This is a genomic window from Actinomadura miaoliensis, from assembly GCF_039536785.1.
In the GTDB taxonomy this organism is placed as follows: Bacteria; Actinomycetota; Actinomycetes; order Streptosporangiales; family Streptosporangiaceae; genus Spirillospora; species Spirillospora miaoliensis.
The window spans coordinates 75,027-96,722 of record NZ_BAAAZG010000029.1; the positions used below are offsets into that span (position 1 = coordinate 75,027).

Annotated in this window: 13 protein-coding genes; 8 read left to right on the plus strand and 5 right to left on the minus strand. The window is 67.3% G+C overall.

The window, feature by feature from the left end; genetic code table 11:
• From pglZ to pglX, 3 genes are all read right to left on the minus strand, one after another.
• Positions 1 to 2,251, minus strand: a 2,251-nt coding sequence (gene pglZ / locus ABD811_RS21995) for a BREX-2 system phosphatase PglZ (RefSeq protein WP_344950748.1), incomplete at its 3' end; no start/stop codon positions are given.
• Entirely contained in the window at positions 2,248 to 5,868 is a 3,621-nt protein-coding gene (locus tag ABD811_RS22000; RefSeq protein WP_344950751.1) for a BREX-2 system ATPase PglY family protein, read from the minus strand. The genes ABD811_RS22000 and pglZ, both read right to left, overlap by 4 nt.
• Before the next feature lie 129 nt (positions 5,869 to 5,997).
• Complete coding sequence (pglX, locus tag ABD811_RS22005) at positions 5,998 to 9,609, minus strand: BREX-2 system adenine-specific DNA-methyltransferase PglX (RefSeq protein ID WP_344950753.1); 3,612 nt, start codon at positions 9,607 to 9,609, stop codon at positions 5,998 to 6,000.
• A 320-nt stretch (positions 9,610 to 9,929) separates the two neighbouring features.
• Between pglX and ABD811_RS22010 the strand changes: the two genes are divergently transcribed.
• The 3 genes from ABD811_RS22010 to ABD811_RS22020 all read left to right on the plus strand — a co-directional run bounded on the left by ABD811_RS22010 (position 9,930) and on the right by ABD811_RS22020 (position 12,343).
• A complete protein-coding gene (locus ABD811_RS22010; RefSeq protein ID WP_344950756.1) occupies positions 9,930 to 10,742 on the plus strand; it encodes a hypothetical protein in 813 nt (270 codons plus the stop codon).
• A gap of 426 nt (positions 10,743 to 11,168) precedes the next feature.
• Complete coding sequence (locus ABD811_RS22015) at positions 11,169 to 12,029, plus strand: hypothetical protein (protein WP_344950759.1); 861 nt, start codon at positions 11,169 to 11,171, stop codon at positions 12,027 to 12,029.
• Positions 11,993 to 12,343 carry a hypothetical protein gene (locus tag ABD811_RS22020; RefSeq protein WP_344950762.1) on the plus strand — a complete coding sequence of 117 codons (351 nt, stop codon included), beginning with the start codon at positions 11,993 to 11,995 and terminating at the stop codon, positions 12,341 to 12,343. Before ABD811_RS22015 ends, ABD811_RS22020 begins: the two co-directional genes overlap by 37 nt.
• Before the next feature lie 1,106 nt (positions 12,344 to 13,449).
• On the opposite strand, the gene ABD811_RS22025 is transcribed toward ABD811_RS22020, so the two are convergent.
• The gene (locus tag ABD811_RS22025) at positions 13,450 to 14,010 is read right to left on the minus strand and encodes a hypothetical protein (protein ID WP_344950764.1); all 561 of its coding nucleotides are present in this window, start codon (positions 14,008 to 14,010) and stop codon (positions 13,450 to 13,452) included.
• Positions 14,007 to 14,447, minus strand: coding sequence for an ATP-binding protein (locus tag ABD811_RS22030; protein WP_344950767.1), 441 nt, complete (start codon positions 14,445 to 14,447; stop codon positions 14,007 to 14,009). The genes ABD811_RS22025 and ABD811_RS22030 overlap by 4 nt, the downstream gene beginning before the upstream one ends.
• 382 nt (positions 14,448 to 14,829) lie before the next feature.
• On the opposite strand from ABD811_RS22030, the gene ABD811_RS22035 reads away from it, so the two are divergent.
• The 5 genes from ABD811_RS22035 to ABD811_RS22055 all read left to right on the plus strand — a co-directional run bounded on the left by ABD811_RS22035 (position 14,830) and on the right by ABD811_RS22055 (position 21,046).
• A complete protein-coding gene (locus ABD811_RS22035) occupies positions 14,830 to 15,369 on the plus strand; it encodes a hypothetical protein (RefSeq protein ID WP_344950769.1) in 540 nt (179 codons plus the stop codon).
• A complete protein-coding gene (locus ABD811_RS22040; protein WP_344950771.1) occupies positions 15,366 to 17,588 on the plus strand; it encodes a M48 family metalloprotease in 2,223 nt (740 codons plus the stop codon). The genes ABD811_RS22035 and ABD811_RS22040 overlap by 4 nt, the downstream gene beginning before the upstream one ends.
• Before the next feature lie 332 nt (positions 17,589 to 17,920).
• Positions 17,921 to 19,783, plus strand: a complete 1,863-nt coding sequence (locus ABD811_RS22045; protein ID WP_344950774.1) for an AAA family ATPase — start codon at positions 17,921 to 17,923, stop codon at positions 19,781 to 19,783.
• A 195-nt stretch (positions 19,784 to 19,978) separates the two neighbouring features.
• Complete coding sequence (locus ABD811_RS22050) at positions 19,979 to 20,842, plus strand: helix-turn-helix domain-containing protein (protein ID WP_344950777.1); 864 nt, start codon at positions 19,979 to 19,981, stop codon at positions 20,840 to 20,842.
• Between the two features lie 15 nt (positions 20,843 to 20,857).
• The gene (locus tag ABD811_RS22055) at positions 20,858 to 21,046 is read left to right on the plus strand and encodes a DUF397 domain-containing protein (protein ID WP_344950780.1); all 189 of its coding nucleotides are present in this window, start codon (positions 20,858 to 20,860) and stop codon (positions 21,044 to 21,046) included.
• Positions 21,047 to 21,696: the final 650 nt, after the last annotated feature.

Below are 21,696 nucleotides of genomic sequence, written 5' to 3' on the forward strand. Positions count from 1 at the left end.
CTGCGGCGGCCCGGCTCTCTTCGGACGGCTTCCCGGTGCCGCCCGGGGCGGCGGGCTCCCACCACGTCGGCTCGTGCACCGCGGGTTCGTAGGTCTCCCAGCCGTCCGGCACCAGTCGCGGGGAAGGGACGAGCACCAGGACGGGCACGACCATCTCGGCGAGCGACGCGCCGCCGTGGTAGCCCTCCTTGCGCTGGGTGTAGCGAATGCGCTCGTTCCACGGCACGGTCACGGTGCCGTCGGGAGTGAGCACACGCCGCCCGGACACGCGGACCTCGCCGTCGCCGGGTTCGCCGACGCGGTACCTGGCCGCTTCGGCCCGCTCGGTCATGACCGCGTCACCCCGGTCGAGGACATGGCCGTGGTCGGAGGTGATGAGGACAGGACGGCCGGCGCGCCACGCGGCGTCCAGCAGCTCGGGAAGCCCGCGGATGTCGGCCGGACGCCATCCGGCCCGGCCGTCGGGGCGCCCCTTGTCGAGGCTGTCGTCGACCGCGTTGAGCACGACGCCGACAATGACGCGTTTCTTGGCGATGGCCGCCTGCACCTCGGCGCTCACGCCGTCACGGATGTCGGACTTGTGGAACAGCTCGGCCGTCCTGCCATTCCAGAAACCGCGGAAACCCCGCTCCTCCTCGGCCTGCTGCCCCCGTGTCAGCTCCCCGCTGAGCAGGGACGCGCGGGAGAACCGGGTGATGGACGGCAGGGCGGCAAGGGCGCCCTCGCGTCCCTCGGCGCTGCGGCCGATCTCGGTCCAGCGGCCGACGATCCGCTCGGCCAGCTCGGCGGCGATCGCGACACTCATGCCGTCCACGACGATGATGAGCGGCGCGGCCTCCCGCCCGGCGAGCGGGCGTGCGATGCGGTCGAGGATGTCCTCGACCGGCAGCAGCCGCTCGCCCTTATTGGATCCGGCGCTCCATGCCGCGAGCTTGGCGGCGAACGCTTCGTCCAGGGCGTCGCGCAGTGCCCGAACCGCGCCCAGCAGGGACGCGTAACGGCCGGAGTCCAGGTCGCGGATGCGGGCGACCGCACGGTCCATCCAGGCGCCGTCGCGCACGTACCGGTCCACGTGCTGCAGCACGGTCGCCGGAAGGTCGGCGTCGGCGGCGAGACGGCGAACCAGCCGGGCCGCCATCCGCGCGGCCTCGGTCTCGGGCCGCACGTCCTGCAGCTGGTGGCCGCACAGTTTCGCCAGGGCATCGTCCACCTCCGCGACCTCGACGGGCAGCGGATCGGGGACGGCCCGGGCCACGGTCTCGGCGAACTCCGCCAGCCGCGCCTCGTATCCCATCTCCAGGATTCGGCTGTCCTTGGCCAGCTCACCGGCCTGCAGGTCGTCCAGCAGCCGCTGGGCCCGTTCGAGCACCGCCTCGGCCCGGGGCCTGGCCCCCTGCAACCACCGCAGCAGCAGCGACTCGGACGCCTCCGCGAAGGCGGTCAGCGACGCCTCGCCCGGCAGCGCGCCGCCGAACAGCCGCTCGGCGCGTACCCGCGCCGCGATGACGGTCTGGCGCCGGTTCCGCGCCGGAAGCAGGCCGATGATCAGGCCGATGGCCAGGGCGTCGACGGCGTTGCCGGCGCGCACCAGCCGGAACAGCACGTCGGCGGCGGGTCCGCTGGTCCGGCCGAGCCAGTCGGCGATGCCGCACTGCTCCTGGTCGGGCAGGGCGGTGAAACGGGCTACCGAGGGCAGATCCTGCGACCATTCCAGCAGGCTGGCGGTGTCCGGTGCGCCGCGCATGCCGAGCCGGGCGGCGGTGACCGCGGCCAGCGCCGTGTCCAGGTCCAGGAACGCGCCCTTTACCTTGGGCCAGCCGCCCTCGGGCTGCGACTCCAGCAGCGCCTCCGGAAGCCACGCCCATTCGGGTGAGCGGAACCGGGGGTCGAGCCACTTGGCGCCGAACGCCTGCCGGACCAGGTCCAGGCGGTTGACGGAGATCTGCTTGTGCCCGATGACTCGGGCGAGCAGGCCGGCGCCGAGTTCCTCCTGCTCGGCGGGGGTGAGGAGCACCAGATAGTCCGCGTCCTTCGAGCTGAGCGCGTCGAGCACCGCCAGCAGCGACTCGCACGGCGCCACCTGGACCGAGGCGCCGTCCACCTGGAAGCGGAAGGCGCTGCGCCATTCGGGTGCGGCGCGCAGCAGCAGCGTCCCCCCGTCGGGGGCGCGGCGGCGCCCGCGGCGCACCTCCGCCTCGACGATGCCACGGGTGGCGACGGGCGCGGGCCGTCTGGTGGCGGTGCCGGTCATTCGGCGCTCCGCCAGGTGATCTCGAACTCCATGTCGGGGTGGTCGCTCATGTCCTTGCGGATGCGTTCGACGACCTGGTCGAGGCCGTCGGCCAGCACGCGTGCCTCTCCCCTCACCTTGACGGGCGGAGGCGGCGGGGGCTTGGGATCGTCATCGCGGGTGAGGATCGCGACGACGGCGTTCTTGGCCTCGGTGAGCGCGCCGGCCAGGCGGGCCGCCTGCTCGTCACGGCGGGCGACCGAGCGCAGCCGGTCCAGGGCCAGCCGGGCGCGCTCGGCCTTATCCCCGCCGGACTCGGCGAGTTTCGGCAGACGGCCCAGCAGCGTCCAGTCGGCGGCGGCCAGCGTGTCGGCGACCGCCTGCGCCTCGCGCAGCGCCACCCGGTAGACCACGGGTTCGACGCCGCGCAGGTCGAAGCGAGCCAGCGACTCCAGCAGCTCAGTGTCCTCCTTGCCCACCAGCGCCTCGATCAGCTCGTGCGCCACCCGCGCCGTGGACAACCGCTCCTGCTCGCCGCCGTCGAGCCCGAGCAGGTCGGCGTGGCCTTCCAGCTCGGTCACCAGGGTGCCGGTGTGGGGCAGCAGCAGACCGGCCTTGCGGCGCAGCTGGTCGGCGAGCGCGTGCACCGAGCGGGGGCTGCGGACCTGCTGCCGGGAGAACTGGAAGATCTCGGCCGCACGGTGGTCGGCGATCTCGAACTCCTCCGGGGACGGCAGCGCCTGGGGACGCAGCACGATGTCGCCGGGGATGTTCTTCAGGTCGGGCTGCGGGATGATCTGGTCCCGACGCACCCAGGCTCGCGCGCGCATCAGCGCGTAGGCGGAGATGACCAGGTTGACGACGTCAGGCGGCAGCCCCGGCTGTTCCTCATCGACCATGGCACGGAGCTGGGCGACCGAGATGTCGCCGTGGAGCCCCTTCTGCGCGGCGAGGCGGTCGAGTGCCATCGGCCAGTTGTCGTTGAGAACGACGGCGGCCTCCCCCATGACGCCCAGGCCGAGGGGGTTGATGATGCGCTTGAGCGTGGGGATGTCGAAACGCGGCGGCTCATAGCGTGGGGGGGCGTTCTCCACGGCCTTCTCGATGGCCGACAGCGCGACCTGCAGATCCTTGAGCCGGTAGGGCGTGGGCTTGCCGGGCGCGGCGAAGTTGGGGTGCTTCGGGTAGACGTGTTCAAGGAGCTTGCCGCAGATGTGCTCCAGCGCGGCGTCGAAGCCGAGCGCGGCGGGCGGTCGGATGTCAATCGCCGAATCCAGCCCCATTATGTGCTGGTCGATCTGCTTGCCGATGTCGATGTCGTCGTGGCTGGCCAGCCCGTACGCCTTGCGCAGCGCCTCTTCAAGGCGGGAACTCAAGGCTTTCTGCCGGTTGTTCAGCTCTTCCCAGGCCCGCTGGCGGTCGTGGTCGCTCAGCAGTGACGTCAAATCACGCAGGCGATCTCGCTCTAGCACGTAGTTGATGACGACCAAGTCGCCGAGGTCCACCAGCCGGTCCTGTGACAGGAACGACGGCAGCCAGAACAGCGTTTTAGTGTTGGTGGACCGGCGTGGGTCGGACTGCAACTCCTCGACTCGACGCCTGTCCTCGGCGGGACCGTATATGTCATCGAACGGGTAGTCGATAACGACGCGCAGAGCACCCGACTCGTCGGGCGCGAACACGTCGGCGTGGGTCTTCGGATCGGCGACGTTGGCGAAGACCAATTCGACCACACGGCTGGTACCTCGCCAGACGATGGTGCGACGGCTGACGAACGCCTCGTCGTCCCCCACCTTCAGCTGTTCCCAAAGCATCCGCTTGAGCAGTCGCCTCCGGGCGGCAAGGTCATCAACATTGCGTGCCTGGTCGAGGATGCTTTTGGTATCGATGCCGATAAGTGCGACATCCACAGTGGGATTGGCTTGGCCGTGCAGGCGGATCTGACCGAACTCGCTGGCCAGGTCGCGCAGCGTCTTGTGCACGACCTCGCCCTGACGGCCCGGCAGCATTGAGGGGATCCAGCCATGGTTGAGTGCGGCAAGCCTGTTGGGGGTGAGCGTCTGCAGCGCCGGGACGTTCGGCACCAGCGCCTTGAGCATCAGCGTCTTGACGACCAAGTCGTCCCCCCGGAAGGCGGCAGGAGGCTCGGCGGCGCTCTCTTCGTCTAGCTTGTGGCGGGCCAGCAGCCACGGCCGCAGCTTCTCCAGATAGAAGTTCCTGGCCTTGTCGAACTCCGCGCGCAGCTTGTCGCTGAACGGGTCGACGCCGCCGCTGAGCAGCACGTCGAAGATGGCCCCCAGCGGTACCAGCTTGCCGGACGGCAGGGTGTCCCGATGGTCGACCAGGAGCTGCAACATGAGTTTGAGCGCGGTGCGCTCGCGCTGCAGCGCGCTGGAGATGTCGACCATGGCGTGCAGGAACGCCGGGCTGAACGGATAGGTGGCACGGAAGCCCTTCACGTCGGCCGGGCCTCCCTGGGCGTCCAGCAGCATCTCCCACGCCTGCCCCTGCATGCGGGTGATGCGGTCGAACGCGGCCTCGATCTCCGCGCTGGCGGCGTCGTCCTTCGGCTTGAGCAGCCGTTCCTTGACGATCTCCGGCAGGTTGGCATCGGCAAGCCGGATGAAGTCGAACCGGCCGTCCCAGTGCTTGAGGGTGTCGAACAGCGAGGTCTGCTGGGCGCCCGCCACGTCCCGGCTGACCAGGTCGCGCAGGTCGCGTTGGCGCGGCACGAAGCTGACGATCGGGGCGGGCCGCTCCCCCTCGGGCGACTCGACCAGCCGGGACACCATGCTGGCCTGCTCGGCGAGGAAGGCGGGCTTGGCCAGATGGGTGTTGAGCCACAGCACCAGCTCGTCCAGCAGCAGGATGATCGCGTCGTAGCCGAGCTTCTCTTTGGCGTGCCGGCTGATCAGCGACAACCCCTCGTCCAGCGACACGAACGCGTCGGTGTCCCCGCCGACGGCTGTTCGGTACGCCTTAAGGTGCGAGGCCAGCAGATCGGACACCAGCATCTGGCGTTGGGTGTCGCCGGGCGGCGCGGCCATCGCCTCGTCGAGCGCCTGCGGGGTCCAGGTGGTGCTCCCCCACTTGGGGTCGCTGGGCAGGCCCGCCAGGAACGCCTCGTCCCCCATCGCCTCGCGCAGCTCGCGCGCGTTCTCGATCAGCAGCGCGTCCCGGTAGACGGGCGGCGGCGAGACGTCGGGCCGCAGCTTGGTGACGTGCTTGACGTACTGCCCGAGCAGCTGAGACGGGAGCGGCGCCGTTCCTCCGAACAGGAACGGCACCATGAGGATCTTGCGGCCGTCCAGCCAGTGGTCATGCTTGTCGGCGATCTCCCTGAGGTGTTTCTTGCTGCGCGCGTCGGGATCCTTGCGGATCAGCGCGTACAGCATCGCCATGAAGTGGCTCTTGCCGGAGCCGAACGACCCGTCGATGTAGGCGGCGTGCGACGTGCCGGTCTCCACCGCCGACTGGACGATGCCGAGCGCGCGGTCGAACGAGTCGGCCAGCTGGGGCGTGACCACATACTGGGCCACCGTCTGCCGGTCGGCGATGCCGCCGGACAGCTTCAGCACCATGTCGCCGGAGTGCACCCGCTCCGGAATGTCGATCAGGTCGCGCAGCAGCGTCGTCATGGCTCTCTCAGCTCGGAGGGTTGGGACCCCACCCAGTATCCCGCCTGCCACCGACAGCGTCGCCCGACTCACTCGGCTGCCCGCACTGGCCCCACCGGGCACGGTCCGACTTCTTTCTTCTTTCAGCTCCTACCGTGACTGACGGCCGACCACGTCAGGCCGTTTACGCGGCCTGCCCCGCTTGGGCGGCTCAGGCCGCCAGCTCCGCAGATCGTCATCGACGATCCCGTGGTCGATCTGCTTCGCCTCCAGATAGGCCGTGAACGCGTCTGCGGGGCTCATCCCGAAGGCCGGATCAACCTCGCCATGCCACTGCCTCACCCACGGCAGCAACTCCGCCAGGCCGGCCAACAGCGGAATGACCCGTTCGGCCCCCCACCCGTCCCTGCTGGTCCGCTCCTCGATGAGATTGATCAAGACCAGGGCGCGCTCTTGGTGGTCCCACCCCGCCCAGCCGAAGAGCAGGTCTCCAGAAGGCGAGGCACCCGGGTAGGAGATGAACCGCTCGTTCGGGACGTTGTATTTGCCACGCTGCCGCCAGTAACCGACTCGCAGGAAGTCGGACGAGGTGAATCTCGGCGGCACAGGAATGTCCAGTTGCTCCTTCTGCACCTTCTGCACATCCTCACGCCGCTGCAGTTCCCAAACGTTGTCCCAGTCGGCCAGCTTTTTGAGTCCGCTGTCCCTAAAGCAGAGCTTGGATAGGTAAGGAACGTGCTCGTCACCCAGGAGATCAGCTAGAGCGGCGATCGGCTCTCGCCCTGACGCGTACAACTCCAGCGCTTTCTCCACGCCATCTCGTGCACGCAGCAGATCCAGCAACTCTTCCGCTGTTCGTGGGAGTGGAGTTCGCTGCTCACCGTTCTCCTCATACCAGAGAGAAGGATCCTCGCATTGCTCGAGTAGCCACTCTCTAATGGCCTTCGTTTGGAGTTTTTCCCAGCCTGGGGTCCCCCACCGCCGCTTGTACTCGGGCTGCTCAATAAGGCGAATGAACGCGTCGTTCTCGATTGCCTCAATCCGTTGTCGAACTACTTTCTGATACCCCTCAGGCCAGTGTGCGGGAATTTCGGTGATAGGGGTGAACCCATGCCGTTGGAACCAGGTGGTCTCGATTTCGCCTCGCGCGAGCCGGCGGGCAAGAACGATCTCGAAGGCGCGCTCTCCCCCGCGCACCGGCGGCACGCAGTCAGGTGAGGCCAGGACCGCGTCCTCCTCCGCGATGAGTCCGTACCGAACGTAAATTTCCCAGTCGAGTTCCTCTTGGAACGCGATTAGCAGTTCGCGAGCTGTGGACCATTGTTCTCGGGCCTGCTCAAGTCTCGTCGCTTCCGGCAGCCCTTCAGCCTCGATGACGGAGGCAGGCGCGTTGGCCTTCATCTCCTGAGCCAATTCATCAAGGCGTCGAGCATGGACGGACCACCGGTCACCGGACCATCTGTCGGGCGGCAGCGGCAGGTCTCCCAAACGCGTGGATGTGAACTCGTAGAACTCCGTCCACGGCTCGCCCGTGCCAGTCTGCCCCACTCTCGGCTGGCCCTTGCTCTGGCTGTGCTGCTTCAACCAGAAACAGACCGCCGAACTGTTGAGCACCGCGGTGAGCTGTATGAGATCGAGTTCCGTCGCCTCCTGCGGCAGTTCAATGACAGGAGCCGAGTTCAACGGGACCACTGAGTGGTCGCGCAGCAGGACGAAATGCATATGAGTCGCCACCCAAGAAAAAACTATCAGCCATGGGTGCGTCCGGGATCTACGGGTGACGTGGTGCCACTCGTACCAGTCTCGGCCGCCCTCACGATAACTACCGCCCGTGAAGTTCCTGCGCTCACGAAGCGACGTCCGGAACGACCAGAGCCTGCGCAGGTGACGTGGAAATTCAGAGATCGGCACCCACTTTCGCTCGTCATCGATCGAGGACAACGGCAGGAATCCCTGGCGTTCGGCCACCGCCTGCCAGTCCCGCACTTCGGACCCAGTGAGCACGTCGACGAGCGGCTGCTGCTCGACTTGGGCACGCCACCACGACGCCTGAGGCGCGGTGAACAAGTCATCGGCTCCCGTGTTCCCCACATATCCAATGCGGACAACCCGTTCACGCAAGGATCGCCCAGTGTCCATAGCGTCGAGCAGCTTTGTGACGTCAGGAGGTCCAAGCCTCCAGGGGGACCCGTGGAAGGCAGATGCGGGCAACTCACCGGAGGCCGTCCAGGGATCAGCCTCAGTGCTGCCCCTGAGTCTCTGGATGATCGACTGCCAGACGAGACCGCGTGCCGGCGACCTCGGTATCTGAGGCTCCCCGCGTTTTCCGAAGACGACGAACGTCGTCAGTCCGGGCCGTCTACGGCGGCCAGCAAGGATCACCGTCGGAGATCCGTGACCTGGGATGTAGGCACCCGATGTATCGATCACATGCGTCAGATCGACCGTGGGGAAGAAATCTTCGATCAGCTTTCGCCCGAACTCACGTTTCATGAACGCGTTGGCCATCAGGACCCCGACGTAGCCGGCCGCCCGGCCGTCGTCGCTCGCCGGACGGGCGAGCTCGAAGAAGCGCACGGTGAAAGGCACTGTCAGGGAGAAGGCTCCGGCGGCGACGGGATACAACTTCTGATATCGCGCCGCCTCGGCCTTGTCCTTGGGCGTCCCATAGGGCGGGTTGCCCACGACGACGTGGTAGCTTCCGGCCCTCAGCAGCTCGTCTTCTAGAGGGTCTTCAGGGATTTCTGGAGGGTCTTCAGGGATGCCGAGCAGCGTCATCTGTTGCTGGTCCGCACCGCGTTCGTCAAGCAGGGAGTCGGCCGTCGCCACACGGATCGGCAGGTCCGGCAGGCCGTGAAGCTCTCGGATCCCTCCCTCGCGCATCACCGCGATCAGAAGCCGGAACCGCGCCATGGCGACGGCGAAGGGGCTCCTGTCGGCGCCGTGCACGGAGGCCAGTGAACGCCGTATCAGTTCCCAGGTGTCGGTGTCAGGCTCGGCGGATCGCCATTTTCGCAACAATCGACGGAACGCCCCGAGCAGGAAAGATCCGGACCCGCAGACGGGATCGATGAGCCGCAGCCGCTCGAGCCCGAACTCCTGGACGGCAGGCTCGAGGGTGAGGTCGAGGATGCACTCCTCCACGAACTCGGGAGTCTTTAGGAACGCGTACCTCTGCCTGGCGTTCGCGGACAGGTCCTGGTACAGGTCACCGAGAAAGTGCGTGTCCCAGTCGGGGTCGGTGAAGTCGTGGACGACTTCGCCCTGGTCATCGCAGTGCCGCCAGAACGCCACGAGTGCCGCGGCTGCGTCGTGCGAGATCTCGAGCCACCACAGCGGGTTGTGGGCCTTGTCGAACAGCGCCGCCGCGGCTGGCGTGCGCGCCATCTCCGCGAAGCCCGCCAAGATCCAGTCTCGGTCGGTGCCATCCGGGTTGGCGCCGAAGTAGTCCGCCTGCCGTTCCAGAGCAAGGGCGAGCCTGTCCCCCGGACCGGCGAGGTACGGCTGCTGGATCAGGCCATTGTCCTCACAAAACCGCAGAAAGACCGTGCCGAGCACCCAGGCCAGCGCCGCCTGCGTCACCCACTCGTCCCGCCGACTCTCGAAGGTCGCGGCCGTACGGCCGGCCTCGCGAGCCTTCTGCCACTCGCCATACAGGCGCGCGTGGATCGCCTCGTCCTCACGGACACGGGCGCACAGGTCTTGCTCCAGGAAGGTGACCTGCTTCCTCAGGTCAGCGAGCAGCGCCTTGCGGTCGATCACTCAGCTCCCTCTCACCGGACTCGTCCCCGTGGCCTCCTGCGATGTCGGCCCAGCGGCCCACCAACTCTATGCCGTCCACCGCCGCGGGCTGCTGTGGCGCCGTCCCGCCGGTTCTTCCCAGACGCGCCGCGGCAGACCCGCTCCAAAAATTCATGACACGTGTTAGCAGCGAGCCGTGTACAGTGGTTCCCACACCGAGCGACAACGAAGCCCCGCCCGTCCCAACAGTCCGCCCCCTGACCGACTGGACCTGATCTCCCGTCACTCCGCGCCCTGTCGGCCTGGCCATCTCTAAAACACGTGTTAGCAGGAGGAAACTCGTGGTCGGAACCATGCGTCGTGAAGGCGACCAGGTGATCTTTCGCTTCCCCTACAGCAAGGCCGCGAACAAGGAGCTGCACGCCGCATCGGGCTGGCGGGTGCGCTGGGACCACGAGCGTCATGGGTTCGTGATGCCGTTCGCCGCCCTGCTGGGTGCGGCAGAGAACGTGCGCGCCATGCTGGCGGCCTTCGTCATCAGGCACGAGCTTGATGTGGATTGGGACTGCCAGCTGGCGCTGGGCCTTGAGGTGGGTGTGACGACCCCGCCCCAGCGAGAGCCGCTCGCCGTGGTGATCGGCCTCGGGCGGGGATGGCTGTCTGCACACTGCTCGCCCGATGAGTGGTGGGGGTCGGAGCTTCGCAAGGTTGTCCACCCGAAGGACTGGGTCAGGCTGCAGGCGTTGGTGCTCGGCCGGGCCGGTGATTGTTGTGAGGTCTGCGGGAGGCGGGCCGGGGCATCGCGGCTCCAGGTCCATGAGGTGTGGTCGTTTCAGTGGGGCAACGCGCCCCGTGTCCAGCGGCTGGAGCGGGTCGTGGCGCTCTGCATCGACTGCCGCCGGACGCAGCACGTGCACCGGGCCAGGGACGCCGGCGAGCTCGACCTGGTGGTGCACACGCTCACGGCGGTGAACCACTGGTCTGCCGAACGCGCGAAGCGGGACATCGAGCGGGCCGAGTTCGAGTGCCTCTTTCGCAGGACGACCGAGTGGGACCTGGACCTGTCCGTCCTGGACGGGCTGATCGCTATCGACGGGTACCCCACCTTGTACGTCCCCGCCGCCGACCGCCGCCGTCTCGGCGACACCAACTGACGCACAGCAAGTCCTCCAGGAGCACACGACAGGAGCCGGTGTCCGGAGCGTTCGGGATTCCGGACACCGGCTCTCTGGGGCCAGAAGCACCTTCGCCCTCGATCCGCGACGAAGGGACACGGCAGCATCGCTCCGCGGAGCATCTCAGCTGGAACGTCCATGACCGAAAACGGCCGTGTCGTGAAGAAGTTTCAGCGAGGCGCGACCGGTTTCTCGGCGGCCGCCTGCTGATGGAGCCTACGCGAAAAATGCGGACGGCACCTGCCCCTGCGTCAATGCACCCGAAAAGCAGCGCGGCAGCGTGTCGTTTCAGCGGAAACCATGTTCCTCTGCGGACAGCCGACCATAACCTATCGAGACCATATATTCACGCACGCTCCCCCGTTACAGATAATGCGTTCTCCGCTCGCTCTATCGGAGGCACGCATGGGGCACAACAGCCGCTGTGGTGAGGCGACCCGTCCGGGGTGCAGGTGTACCGGGTGTGGAGGGGCACAACACGGCTGGCAGGGAACGTTCATCATCGCCTCGGAGCCGACCGGTCAGCGGGCGAGGCAATTCGCCGACGACCGGGAAAGGGACTGGCTGAATAAGCGCAATGGCCTGACCCGGGCGCAGGCAGCGATCGGCTGCGCGGTCGCCGACATCGTGCTGTGGCTGCGCCGGGAGGCACCACTTCTGGCAGGTACGCGAGAGGTGACGGGGCCGTTCGACCGCGGCGGAGACGATCCCGAACGGGGACGTCTCCTGAGTGAGATCGAGAATCGGCTGGGCCCGGACAAGACCAAGAGGTTCCAGAGCTGGGCCGTGGCCAACCACTTCTGGTGCGAGTTGCTCGCCCGGGCAGCGCACGTGCTCGACGAGCTCCGGCAGATGTACGAGGGTGGCTTGCGGGCGGTCGAGATGCTCCTGGCCCGAGCCGGCCAGACTGCGGAGCGCATGATGCTGCGGGTGGTGGAAGACCATCTGGGGTGGCCGCCCGGCCTCGGCCGCGACGACGTACAGACGGTGATCGGGCTCGCCACCCGATCCCTGTTCGAGAACGTTCCCCTGGCCGCCCGAATGGCACTCGGAAGCGACGACCTCCTCGAGCTCATCTGGCCCATTCGCGTTCTCGCCATCGTGATGTGCAAGGATCCGTCCAAGCACGAGGCGGTATGCCGCTACTGCCTGGATCCGATCTGCGCGTCCGCCAGGGCGGAGGTACGGACGGAAGTGCGGGATCGGCTTCTGGGGAATCTCAAGCGTGAATGGCTCCCCCTCACAGCAGACCTCTCCCAGAGCTGAAGGCCAGGTTCGTCTTCGACTCGCCTCAGCATCTCGGACAGGCCCAGGTCACCGAACTCATCGTCGACGCCGATCGCATCACTTTCGAGGAAGGCATGGTCGTCGCCCGGCAGGCGGGGACGACCACGTACACCGTCGCCCCCGAGATCCTCAAGGAGATCGACCTCACCGAGCTGGAACGGCGGCTCGCCGCCGAACAGCGTGAAAAGTTCGAGCAGCGCATGGCCAAGACGCGCCCCGCCACCCCGACCACGGACGACGGTGGACGGAGGAGGACGACGCGTTGCTCATCAGGCTCCGGCGGGAAGGCATGAACACCGACGAGCTCTCCGAACATCTGGGCCGCCACGCCAGGGCCATCCTGATGAGGCTGGAAAAGCTGGGCCTGGCCGAGCCGATTGGCGAGGCGGGCGTAGGAAGCTGACACCCCTCACTCTGTCCGGGCCCCGCATGGCGCCGGGTCCGGGCGGACGCCCCTTGGGCACGGCCGACCGTGCTGCGCTGTCCGGCCGCTCTGGCCGCATGGGATGCGGAATCACTTGGTTGCCGATCAGGGCGCGCTCTCCCACGTCGCCGCAGCCGACGAGGTTGCGTAGGCGGCTGACGAGGGGCTTTGCCTAGTCGGTGGCGGAGGAGTGCCGGTGCCTGGCGTCCCCGCGCCAGTGAGTCGATGGACAGCTCGAGTGCTGACGCGCTAACGAACCACCTGGCCGTCTGCGTGAAGACGCAGGCTGCGACGCGCGCCGAAGGACCGCCGGCACCTGGAGCAGGTCGGATGTCTACACCGCTAGTCCTTCAGGTAGCGGAGCGCTGTAATTGTCTCCTTGCAGATATCGCAGCGCATGGGGCCTCTTTCGAGGCGAGGTCGCATTGCGGTCGATGACACCGGTCGTGACCTCGGCTGTCCAGACGTCGGCCCAGCGTCGGGTGTTGTCGAGGAGGCCATCGACGTAGCGGGCGGTCACCTCTTAGCAGGCGCGGACGCCGTGCTGCTTCATGTGGCGCCACTTGAACCGGAGCCACATCAGCGCGATCGGGGAGGGATGCTCGGCCAGCCCCCGCCCCCACCGTTCGGACACTTCAACGATGTCTGGCTTGGCGGCGCGGTCGTCCAGCGCCGCCACGTGCCCGTCTGGTCGTGGACGGCCAGAGGGGGTGATCGGGTTACGGCCCCGCAAGAGACGGCGGACGGCGTGGCGTTGGGCGTCGTGGTGGCACCCCTGCTTACCCGCCACACCAGGGTGGCGGCAGGCCCAGTGGACGTCACTGGCGCCAGCGAAGACTCTTCTAACTCCTCGCGTACTCGGGAATACAGGGGATACCTGGGATACCTGGGATACCTGGGATACATGGAATGGCGGGCCATTTCAGAGCCAGGTATCAGATGACCGCCCGCGGAGCGGCATGGTGGATGGCAGCCTCATAGGGGGCGGTTGAGGTAGTGGGTGTATTCCCTGGTGAGGCGCTCGTCGGGGAGGTCGGGCCACTGGGTGAGGGCGCCGGTGTGGCGGTCGATGATGAGGATTCCGGCGGGGACGGTCAGGTTGGGGGCGATGCCGCGGGCGATGAAGCCGGCGGCGAACTCCTTGACCGACACCAGGACGGGGCCGTTGCTGGTGTGGGTGAACCAGGCGTCGGCGCGGCGCCATGCCTCGGCGCGGTCGACGTGGGCGGTCGGGGTGCCGTAGGCGTGCAGGACCTCGGCGATGCCGCGTAGCGTGCGGCAGTCAGGGGTACCGCAGGCGCGGCACATATCCCGGTCGTGGGGGTCGGGGGCATACCGGTGTATGTGGACGACGGTGGTGAGCGCGGCGGTTGTGGCGAGCAGCAGGTTCCGGGCCTGGCTCACGAGGGCCCGGTCGCCAGGGGCGCGTATGGCTTCGGCGGTCTGCGCGAGGACGAGCGGGTCGGCGCGCATGGCGGTGAGCATGGCGGCGTGGACGCGGCCGGCGACCTGGTCGCGGAGCAGTTGCGGGTTCATGCGATCTCCCAGAGGGAGTGGCCGGGGGCAAAGACGGCGGTGACGACGCGGGCCCGGTCGTTGCCGAACCAGCCCCAACCGGTGGCGGTGGCTGCCACAGTGCGCAGGCCGCGACCGGATTCGGCGTACTCGTCGAGGTCGGCGACGGCGGGTTCGGTGGGGCCGCCCTGGTCGGTGACGGCGACGGTCACCGCGTCGTCGCAGTGGCCGATCTCGACGATGAATGCGCCGCCGGGCTGGCCGGACTTGGTGTGCCGCAATGCATTGACCACCAGCTCGTCGGTGGCGAGCAGCACCTCGTCGAGGTAGGGGCAGTCGGGAAGCAGCGTCGCGACCAGACGCCGGACGTGGGCGGCCTGTTCGGCCTCTCCCGGGAAGGACCGCCGCCAGCGCTGCGCGGTGGCGGGGTGGGCCGCGAAGAACGTCGCCAGGGACATGGGCACCTCTCGGGGATTCACCGGTGCCGTGCAGTGCACGGCGGTGGTCTCACCTGCTCATAGTCACAGGGCGTGGTGGCCCCGGCACGCGGATTCGCGGCCCGGGACGGCAGCGGCGCCAATTTGCACGCTCAGGCGCCCAGCGTTCCGCCGGTGTGCTCGCGCCGGATGAACGTTCAGCTCGTGAACATGAAAGAGAGTGAACTGTGCACGGAGCCGATAACCGGGTTGGGCCCGCCATTACCTCAGATCGGAAAGCGATGCCGGCCTGTACGTGTTTCGGCCTGGTCAAAAGGTGGTTCCCGCAGGTCACAGTGCCCAGTGGGCGAGGCTCCGCCGAATGGTGTTGACCCTTTTCACTCCGTCTGTAACTCTCTGTCGCATGGAGGACGACCGGCAGCGGGAATGGGCGGCGAGCCTGGCGCGGCGGGGCGTCGCCGCAGTGGCCCCGCAGGAACTTGATCTCTTTGACGAGACAAGCGCGGCATTCTTCGCACTGCCTCCCAAGGCGAGGACCGCGCCGAGCAAAGAGCCGCTGGGCATGGGCCTCGAGGTCGCCGAGGCGATCGTCAGTGCGGTGGCGTTGGGTGTGGCGGTCGATGTGGTGACCCAGTTGTCGACGCGCGCGCTCGACGCGGCGGGCGGCCGGGTCAAGTCGCGGCTGGGACGCCTGCTGCGACGTTCCAAGCGCGACCGGGTGCGCCAGGACGAGTCGCTCCCCCTGCCGGCCCCGCTCCCCCCGGAACGCCTGGCGGATCTCCGGGAGATCGCGGTGGAGCGCGCCAAGGCGCTGGGCCTCTCCGACGACCAGGCCGAGCTGCTCGCCGATGCGATCATCGGGGGGCTCGCCGTGTCCGGCGCACCCGATCCCGAGCCCGGCACCGCGCCCGGAGGAGAACCGACGGCGCCCGCCCGGGAATGAACCGATCGCCCCGCGCGCCGTGGTCCACCCCTTCCGCGATACCGTCCGGGACCACGCTGCGGTTCGTCCTGCTGGTCATCGCGATGTCGGCGGCGGTGGTGACCGAGGGCATGTTCTGGACCGGTCCGCTGCTGTTCGCCTCGGGCGCCCTCGACGGGATCACCCCCGGTGGACTCCGGCGGTGCGTCCTCGAGGTGACGAAGTCGTGGGACGGGGGCAGTTCGCCTTCGTTGGAGGAGGCTGTTGCCCGGTGCGGCCTACCCTCCCCTGCCCAGATACTCATGGCGCAGGTAGGCGTGCTAGCGGTCTTCTGGGCGGTCGTCCTGGTGCTGTACTGGCTGCGACCGGCGCTGCGGGTCAGGCGACGGCACCTGCGTCCGTTCCCCGCCGACCGCCGGCCCGAACAGGCCCGCGAACTGACGGCACTGGCGAAGGCGATGGGTGTCGGTGACCGGGTTACGTTCCTCGTCGACCTGCTGAACCCGAGGGTGACGGGGCTGGCCTTCGGGCGGCGCGGGCGCCGTCACGTGATGCTCAGCCGCGGCCTGCTGCAGCTGTACGACACCGACCGACAGACGTACCGGGCGGTGGTCCTTCACGAGCTCGCGCACGTCCGCAATCGCGACATCGACATCACGTTCATCACTGACACGGCATGGCGCCTGTTCCTGCGCGGGGTGCTTCTGCCTGGTGTCATCGGATTCCCGCTCGCGCCCTTCGTCACCCCGTCGCTGTCGGGGCCGGTGCCGTTCCATCTGCTGTCGGCGTTGCAGCTCGTCATCATGGGTGTGCTGGTGCCGCTGGCGCGCAACGCCGTTCTGCACAGCCGTGAACTGCACGCCGACGCCCGCGCGGTGCAGGCCGGGGCGGCGCGGGGGCTCACCGCCATCCTGGAACGGCAGCACGAGGCGGAGGAGGAGGCGCGCAGGGCGGCGCCCAAAAGGCGGGATCCGCCGCCGGACATCCTGTCGTCGCATCCGTCGGCCGGCCGTCGTCTGCGGGCGTTGTCCGATCCGGCGGAGCTGTCGGCCTTCGGTCCCGGGGTGGCGTTCGGACTGGGGGTGGCCTGCACGCTGGCCTACGAGCCGATCACCGACCTGGTCGGCGAGGTGGCCGGGGTCAGCCGGTACGGCCCGGTCGCGCTCCTGCCGGTGGCGGCCGTTCTCGGGGGAAGCCTGTGCCTGGGCGTGTGGCGGGCCGAACTGGCGGGCCGGGGTCTCGGCCGTTCCTGGGAGGACGCCGGGCGAGCGGGGAGGGGACTGGGGTACGGACTGGCGCTGGGCACCATCGGATCCCAGTCGTACAGCGTGTCGCTGGGGTCGGCGCTGCAGATTCCATTCGCCGTGCTGGTGCTGTGGTGGATCACGCTGGTGCTCGGCGGTCGCCTCGCCATGCTGTGGATGGTCAGGACCGCGCATGCCTGGGCACCCGTCGTCCGGCACGGCCGGCGCCCCTGGCTCCCGGTCGCGCTGACGCTCGCCACCGGGATACCGCTGCTGAGCGTCTGGCTGAGCTATCTGCTGCACTTGGCCATGTGGGAGGAGGTCCTCGGCCGGCTCCATCCCGGCTTGCCGCCCGAGATCCGATTCTTCGTCGGAATGATCGACAGAGCCATTGTTTTTCCCGTCGCCGGCACCGAGTTCTTCAACCCGGTGCTCCTGTGGGTCACGGCGCTCGTCCCGCTGTGCGGCCTGACGGTGTCCCGCCGGATGACGGGACGCCCGCGGGGGCGCTCCGGACCGGCTTTCGCGATCCGCTGCGGCCTGGCCGTCTCCGGCGTCGCCGGCCTGGCGATCCTCCGCATTCACGTGCAGTCCGCGCTTCTGCTGCCGGGACTGGTGGGATGGACCACGATTCCGGTAGGGCTCGCGCTCGCCGGACTGGTGCAGACGGTCGCCGGTGTCGTCGCGCTGCACCGGGCGAGCGAGCTACGGGCGCTGCACGGAATGCTCGCCGCGGCGACGGCCGGTGCCGTGGCACCCATGGCGGTGATGCTCAGCCGGGACCAGTTCGCCTGCATCCACTGGGGATACGACAACCCCGAGTTCTGCGAGCTCGTGCCGTCGGCGACCACCTGGCACATCGCCCTGTACGGGCAGTACTGGGGACTGCTCGCCGCCGTCCCGATCATCGTGTTCTGGGCCGGACACCGCGCCGCCAGACAAGGGAAGCGGCGCCCTGCCGGTCAGGGTCACCACGCCGACGACGTGCGCCGTTGACGAGCCACCAGCGCGCCCACCCGCCGGACCGTCCCCGTGCCGGTTCGCCGGCGCCCCGACCACGGGGATGAACGCCGAGCGATCCGCGTCCGCATGCACTCGTGGACGCACCGCGACGCACCGGCGAGCATCACGGTCAGCAGCCGATCTCGAGGACGGGATGAGCGGACGCCGACCACTCCCGCCGACGCCGGGAGTCCCCGAAGCGCAGACGTCACAAATCACGCCATTGCTGCACATTTGACTTTCCAGACCTCTAACGATCAAGAATACCGGCGAGTATCTGAGGAAATAGGTTGCCATGGTGCTTCTGTGACCGGTGTGATTTGGGCATGAGGATGAGAAAAGCCAGGATCCGGGGCTACCGCTGCCTGCACGACGTCGAGATCGACTTCGATGACGTCACGACGCTCATCGGTCCCAACGGGGTCGGCAAGTCGGCGGTGCTGCGCGCCCTGGACTGGTTCTTCAACGGGGGCGAGCTCACCGACGACGACGTGTGGGCCGGGGCCGAGAAGCGGCAGGTGATCGTCGAGGTGGAGTTCGACAACCTCACCGATCTCGACCGCGCCGCCCTGGGCAAGTATGCGGCTGGCGGCGCTGAGTCTGTCCGACTGTGCAAGCGCTGGGAGGACGGTAACGAGAAACTCTCTGGCCGCGCGATGTGCTTCCCGCCGTTTGAAGGGATCCGCAGCCTAGACAAGGCTGTCGCTCGTGTCGCACGGTACAGGACGCTGCGGAAGGAGCTCCCCGCCCTTGGCCTGCCAGCCGCGCGGAGCTGGCGAGAAGCCGAGAAGGAGATGGACTCCTGGGAAAAGGCTCACCCGGAGCGACTGGTCGCCACACAGGCGGCGTCAGATACCTACTTCTTCGGATTTGCGGGCCAAGCGAAGATGTCCGGCCTGTTCGACTACATATTTGTCAGCGTGGACATGCGGGCAATCGAGCAGGACCCCAGTGCTGAAGGTTCAATCCTCGACCGCATAGTCCGCCAGGCTTTTGACAGTGCACAGTGGCACCAGGAGTTGCTCGAACTACATGATTTCCTCAACAAAAATCGCGAGAGGATCCACAACACGCACTACCAGCCCCAGCTCACAATGCTGTCGCAGAGGTTGACACGGGAGATCGAACAGCTCACGACAGGGCGGAGAGTGCAGTTCACTTCGCATCTTCCCGCGATGCCGCTCCCGCTGCCACAGGTCAAGGTCGCGATCCAGGATCGCAACGCCAGCACTCGGATAGATCAGCAGGGACACGGTTTCCAGCGAGCGCTACTGATCATCGTTTTGCGGATGCTGGTTGAGAACCATCCATCTCCGAAAAATCGAACTGCGTGCTTGGCCATCGAGGAACCAGAGCTATTCCAGCATCCAGTGCAGGCCCGTGTGTTCGCCTCGGTGCTGCGCACCCTGGCCGGACAGTCTGAGCGCGGAATACAGGTTGCGTACGCCACGCACAGCCCATACTTCCTGGAAACGGAGGGCTTCCACCAGATCCGGCGTCTCGTCCGCACCGTGAACAACGACGCGCCAGCGGTCCGCATCCACTCGACCACGCGGGAGCAGATCTCTGCGCGGCTCAGCAAGGTCCTCACAGGCGAGAAGGTCCAGCTACAAATCATGAGGGTCTGTCTGCGGGACCTTCCCGAGGCGTTGTTCGCTCAGGCGGTGGTCCTGGTGGAGGGCGAGTCGGACAAGGGCGCTCTCGAGGGCTGCGCGGAACGCATCGACCCCCTGAACAAGCACGGCATCGCCGTGGTGGACGTCGGCGCAAAATCCAGGATCCCCTTGGCGCACGCGATCCTCACCGGCCTCGGCATCCCGACCCTCGCGGTGTTCGACGGCGACGCCCGCCACGGCGATCTCACCCAGAACACCAAGGAGAAGAGGCGCACGGACACGATCGAACTTAACCGCAAGCTGCTCGGCTACTTCGGCGCACCGGTCGAGGACTTCCCGCAGACCCAGGTGGGGTTCGGGTTCGCGGTGTTCCACGATGACCTGGAGGCCTATCTCCGGCTGGAGTGGCGCGACTGGGGCAAGGCCCATGCCAGGCTCGTCGCCAGCGGCCAGGGCTTCGAGAGGAAGCACGAGGACACCTACAGGCAGGCCGCCGTCGAGGCGGAGAGCGACCCGCCGTCCTTCCTCGCCGACCTGGTGAAGACGGCCATGGCGCTGGCCTTGGAGACCTGAGGAATCCCGGCCCTTGCGTCCGGTGTGACGCGCTCGTCCTGACGGAGGCGTCACACTGGACGCGGGCTGCCCGTTCTCGCTCGTACGTTCGATGGCCGGATACGGACACCCGGCTGAGCGGTTTTCCCGTCGCGGAGCGTTCTGATCGTGTACACAGCGTAGTGACGAGAATGCGACGTTCCCGGGAGGTCATCGATGACCAGCCCTTTCGTCCGCCGCCGGCGACTGGCGACGGAACTTAGAACCCTCCGCGAAGCCCGCGGCCTGACCGCCGGCCGCCTCGCCGACCTCATCCACCACTCCCGGATGAAGATCAGCCGCCTGGAGAACGCCAAGGTCCGCCCAGAGGTCGCCGAGGTCATCAAGATCCTGGACGTGCTGGATGTCACCGACGACAAGTGGAAGGAGATCGTGCGCATCGCCTGCGACGCCGCCGAACGCGGCTGGTGGGACAACTACGGCGACGCCATGGGCAGCCGCCAGCGCCTCTACGCCGACATCGAGTCGGGCGCCAAGACCATCCGCGAGTACAACCAGACCGTGATGCCTGGCATCCTGCAGACCACTCAGTTCATTACGGCCTTGGTCGATCTCACCGAGGCGGAGGGCGCACTGGACTTCGTGCCCGAGAAGATGACAGAGGCTCGGCTGCATCGGCAGCGCGCGATCTTCCGCTCGAGCGGCCCCACCTACGAGGTCATTCTGGACGAGACGGTCATCCGCCGTCTCACCGTCCCTGCCGAAGTGATGGCCGCCCAACTGCGGCATATCGTGGAGGTGCTGTCTACTCAACCACGGCTGACCGTGCGTGTCTTGCCAGTCGACGCCCGTATCGGCGGCAGGACGTTGCCGAGGACGACGTTCACTCTCTACATGTTCCCCGACCCCGACGATCCACCAATGGCTGTAGTGGACACGATCAACACCGATATCGTTCACACCAAACCAGGCGAGGTTGAACGGTATGAACGGAGCTATGAGCATCTCAGCCGGGCTGCTCTGTCGCCGGACGACACCGTTGCCCTCTTAACTGAAGTGGCCAAGAGAACGACCAGCTAGACAGGATTCCCCTACATGACCAGGCAGTACAGCCACTGGCGCAAGTCCCGCCACAGTGATCCCAACGGAACCTGCGTTGAAGTAGGCCGAGGCGAAACGGGCATGATCGGCGTCCGCGACTCCAAGGCCAAAGGGTGTGGACCGATCCTAGAGTTCACCCGAGCCGAGTGGGCCACCTTCCTCACCGCGATCCGCAGCCAGTGACCTTCCCTCGTCGATCTCGCCGCTCCGCCGAGAGGCGAGATCGACGAGGTTGTTTAATCGAACCACCGCAGCTATTCGAGAGCCACCCCTGGAGAAGACCAATCACAAGCGCCCCAAAAGGCACGCCTTTCACTGGACTTGATTCGCTTCTCGATCGCTTGAGCAACCTGCACCTATCTCTCACGCTAGGAATGTGTCGAAGTACATTTACGAGTGCTGCCCTAGCGTCCTAGGTTGCCTCCAGCAACCAAGGGAGCGGAGTTCGATCATGGCGAGCAAGCTCACGCGGCGTAAGAAGGAGCGGTATCGAATCCTGGCCGGTTGGGGTCTGCCTGCCGTGTTTAGCGCCGCCGCGTGGGACGTCGGTCGTGCAGAACTTTGGGGGCTCCCGATTCTCATCTGGCTCTGCTACGAACTGTTCTTCGCGCCGGTGCTCTGCGGTGTGGAAACGAGCAGAAAGCACCCGTGCAGGCAGCGAGCCTATGGACGCATCAGGGCTTGCAACGAGCCTTCTCATCACGTTTACAAGCGGGACCATCTGCTTCTCCTCCTTGGATTCCGGGTCCGGGAACGCCAGATAACGGCCCCAGCACGTAAGCCAAGGCGCAGCAGGCTTCCACAGGAGGACGAGCAGCCGGAAGGCTGAGCAC

What these genes read in the sequence shown, in the direction of transcription:
- ABD811_RS22000 (WP_344950751.1), bottom strand. Translation starts at nt 5,868, where the DNA reads ATGACGACGCTGCTGCGCGACCTGATCGACATTCCGGAGCGGGTGCAC.
- ABD811_RS22015 (WP_344950759.1), top strand. Translation starts at nt 11,169, where the DNA reads ATGGGGCACAACAGCCGCTGTGGTGAGGCGACCCGTCCGGGGTGCAGG.
- ABD811_RS22020 (WP_344950762.1), top strand. Translation starts at nt 11,993, where the DNA reads ATGGCTCCCCCTCACAGCAGACCTCTCCCAGAGCTGAAGGCCAGGTTC.
- ABD811_RS22025 (WP_344950764.1), bottom strand. Translation starts at nt 14,010, where the DNA reads ATGAACCCGCAACTGCTCCGCGACCAGGTCGCCGGCCGCGTCCACGCC.
- ABD811_RS22030 (WP_344950767.1), bottom strand. Translation starts at nt 14,447, where the DNA reads ATGTCCCTGGCGACGTTCTTCGCGGCCCACCCCGCCACCGCGCAGCGC.
- ABD811_RS22035 (WP_344950769.1), top strand. Translation starts at nt 14,830, where the DNA reads ATGGAGGACGACCGGCAGCGGGAATGGGCGGCGAGCCTGGCGCGGCGG.
- ABD811_RS22040 (WP_344950771.1), top strand. Translation starts at nt 15,366, where the DNA reads ATGAACCGATCGCCCCGCGCGCCGTGGTCCACCCCTTCCGCGATACCG.
- ABD811_RS22045 (WP_344950774.1), top strand. Translation starts at nt 17,921, where the DNA reads ATGAGGATGAGAAAAGCCAGGATCCGGGGCTACCGCTGCCTGCACGAC.
- ABD811_RS22050 (WP_344950777.1), top strand. Translation starts at nt 19,979, where the DNA reads ATGACCAGCCCTTTCGTCCGCCGCCGGCGACTGGCGACGGAACTTAGA.
- ABD811_RS22055 (WP_344950780.1), top strand. Translation starts at nt 20,858, where the DNA reads ATGACCAGGCAGTACAGCCACTGGCGCAAGTCCCGCCACAGTGATCCC.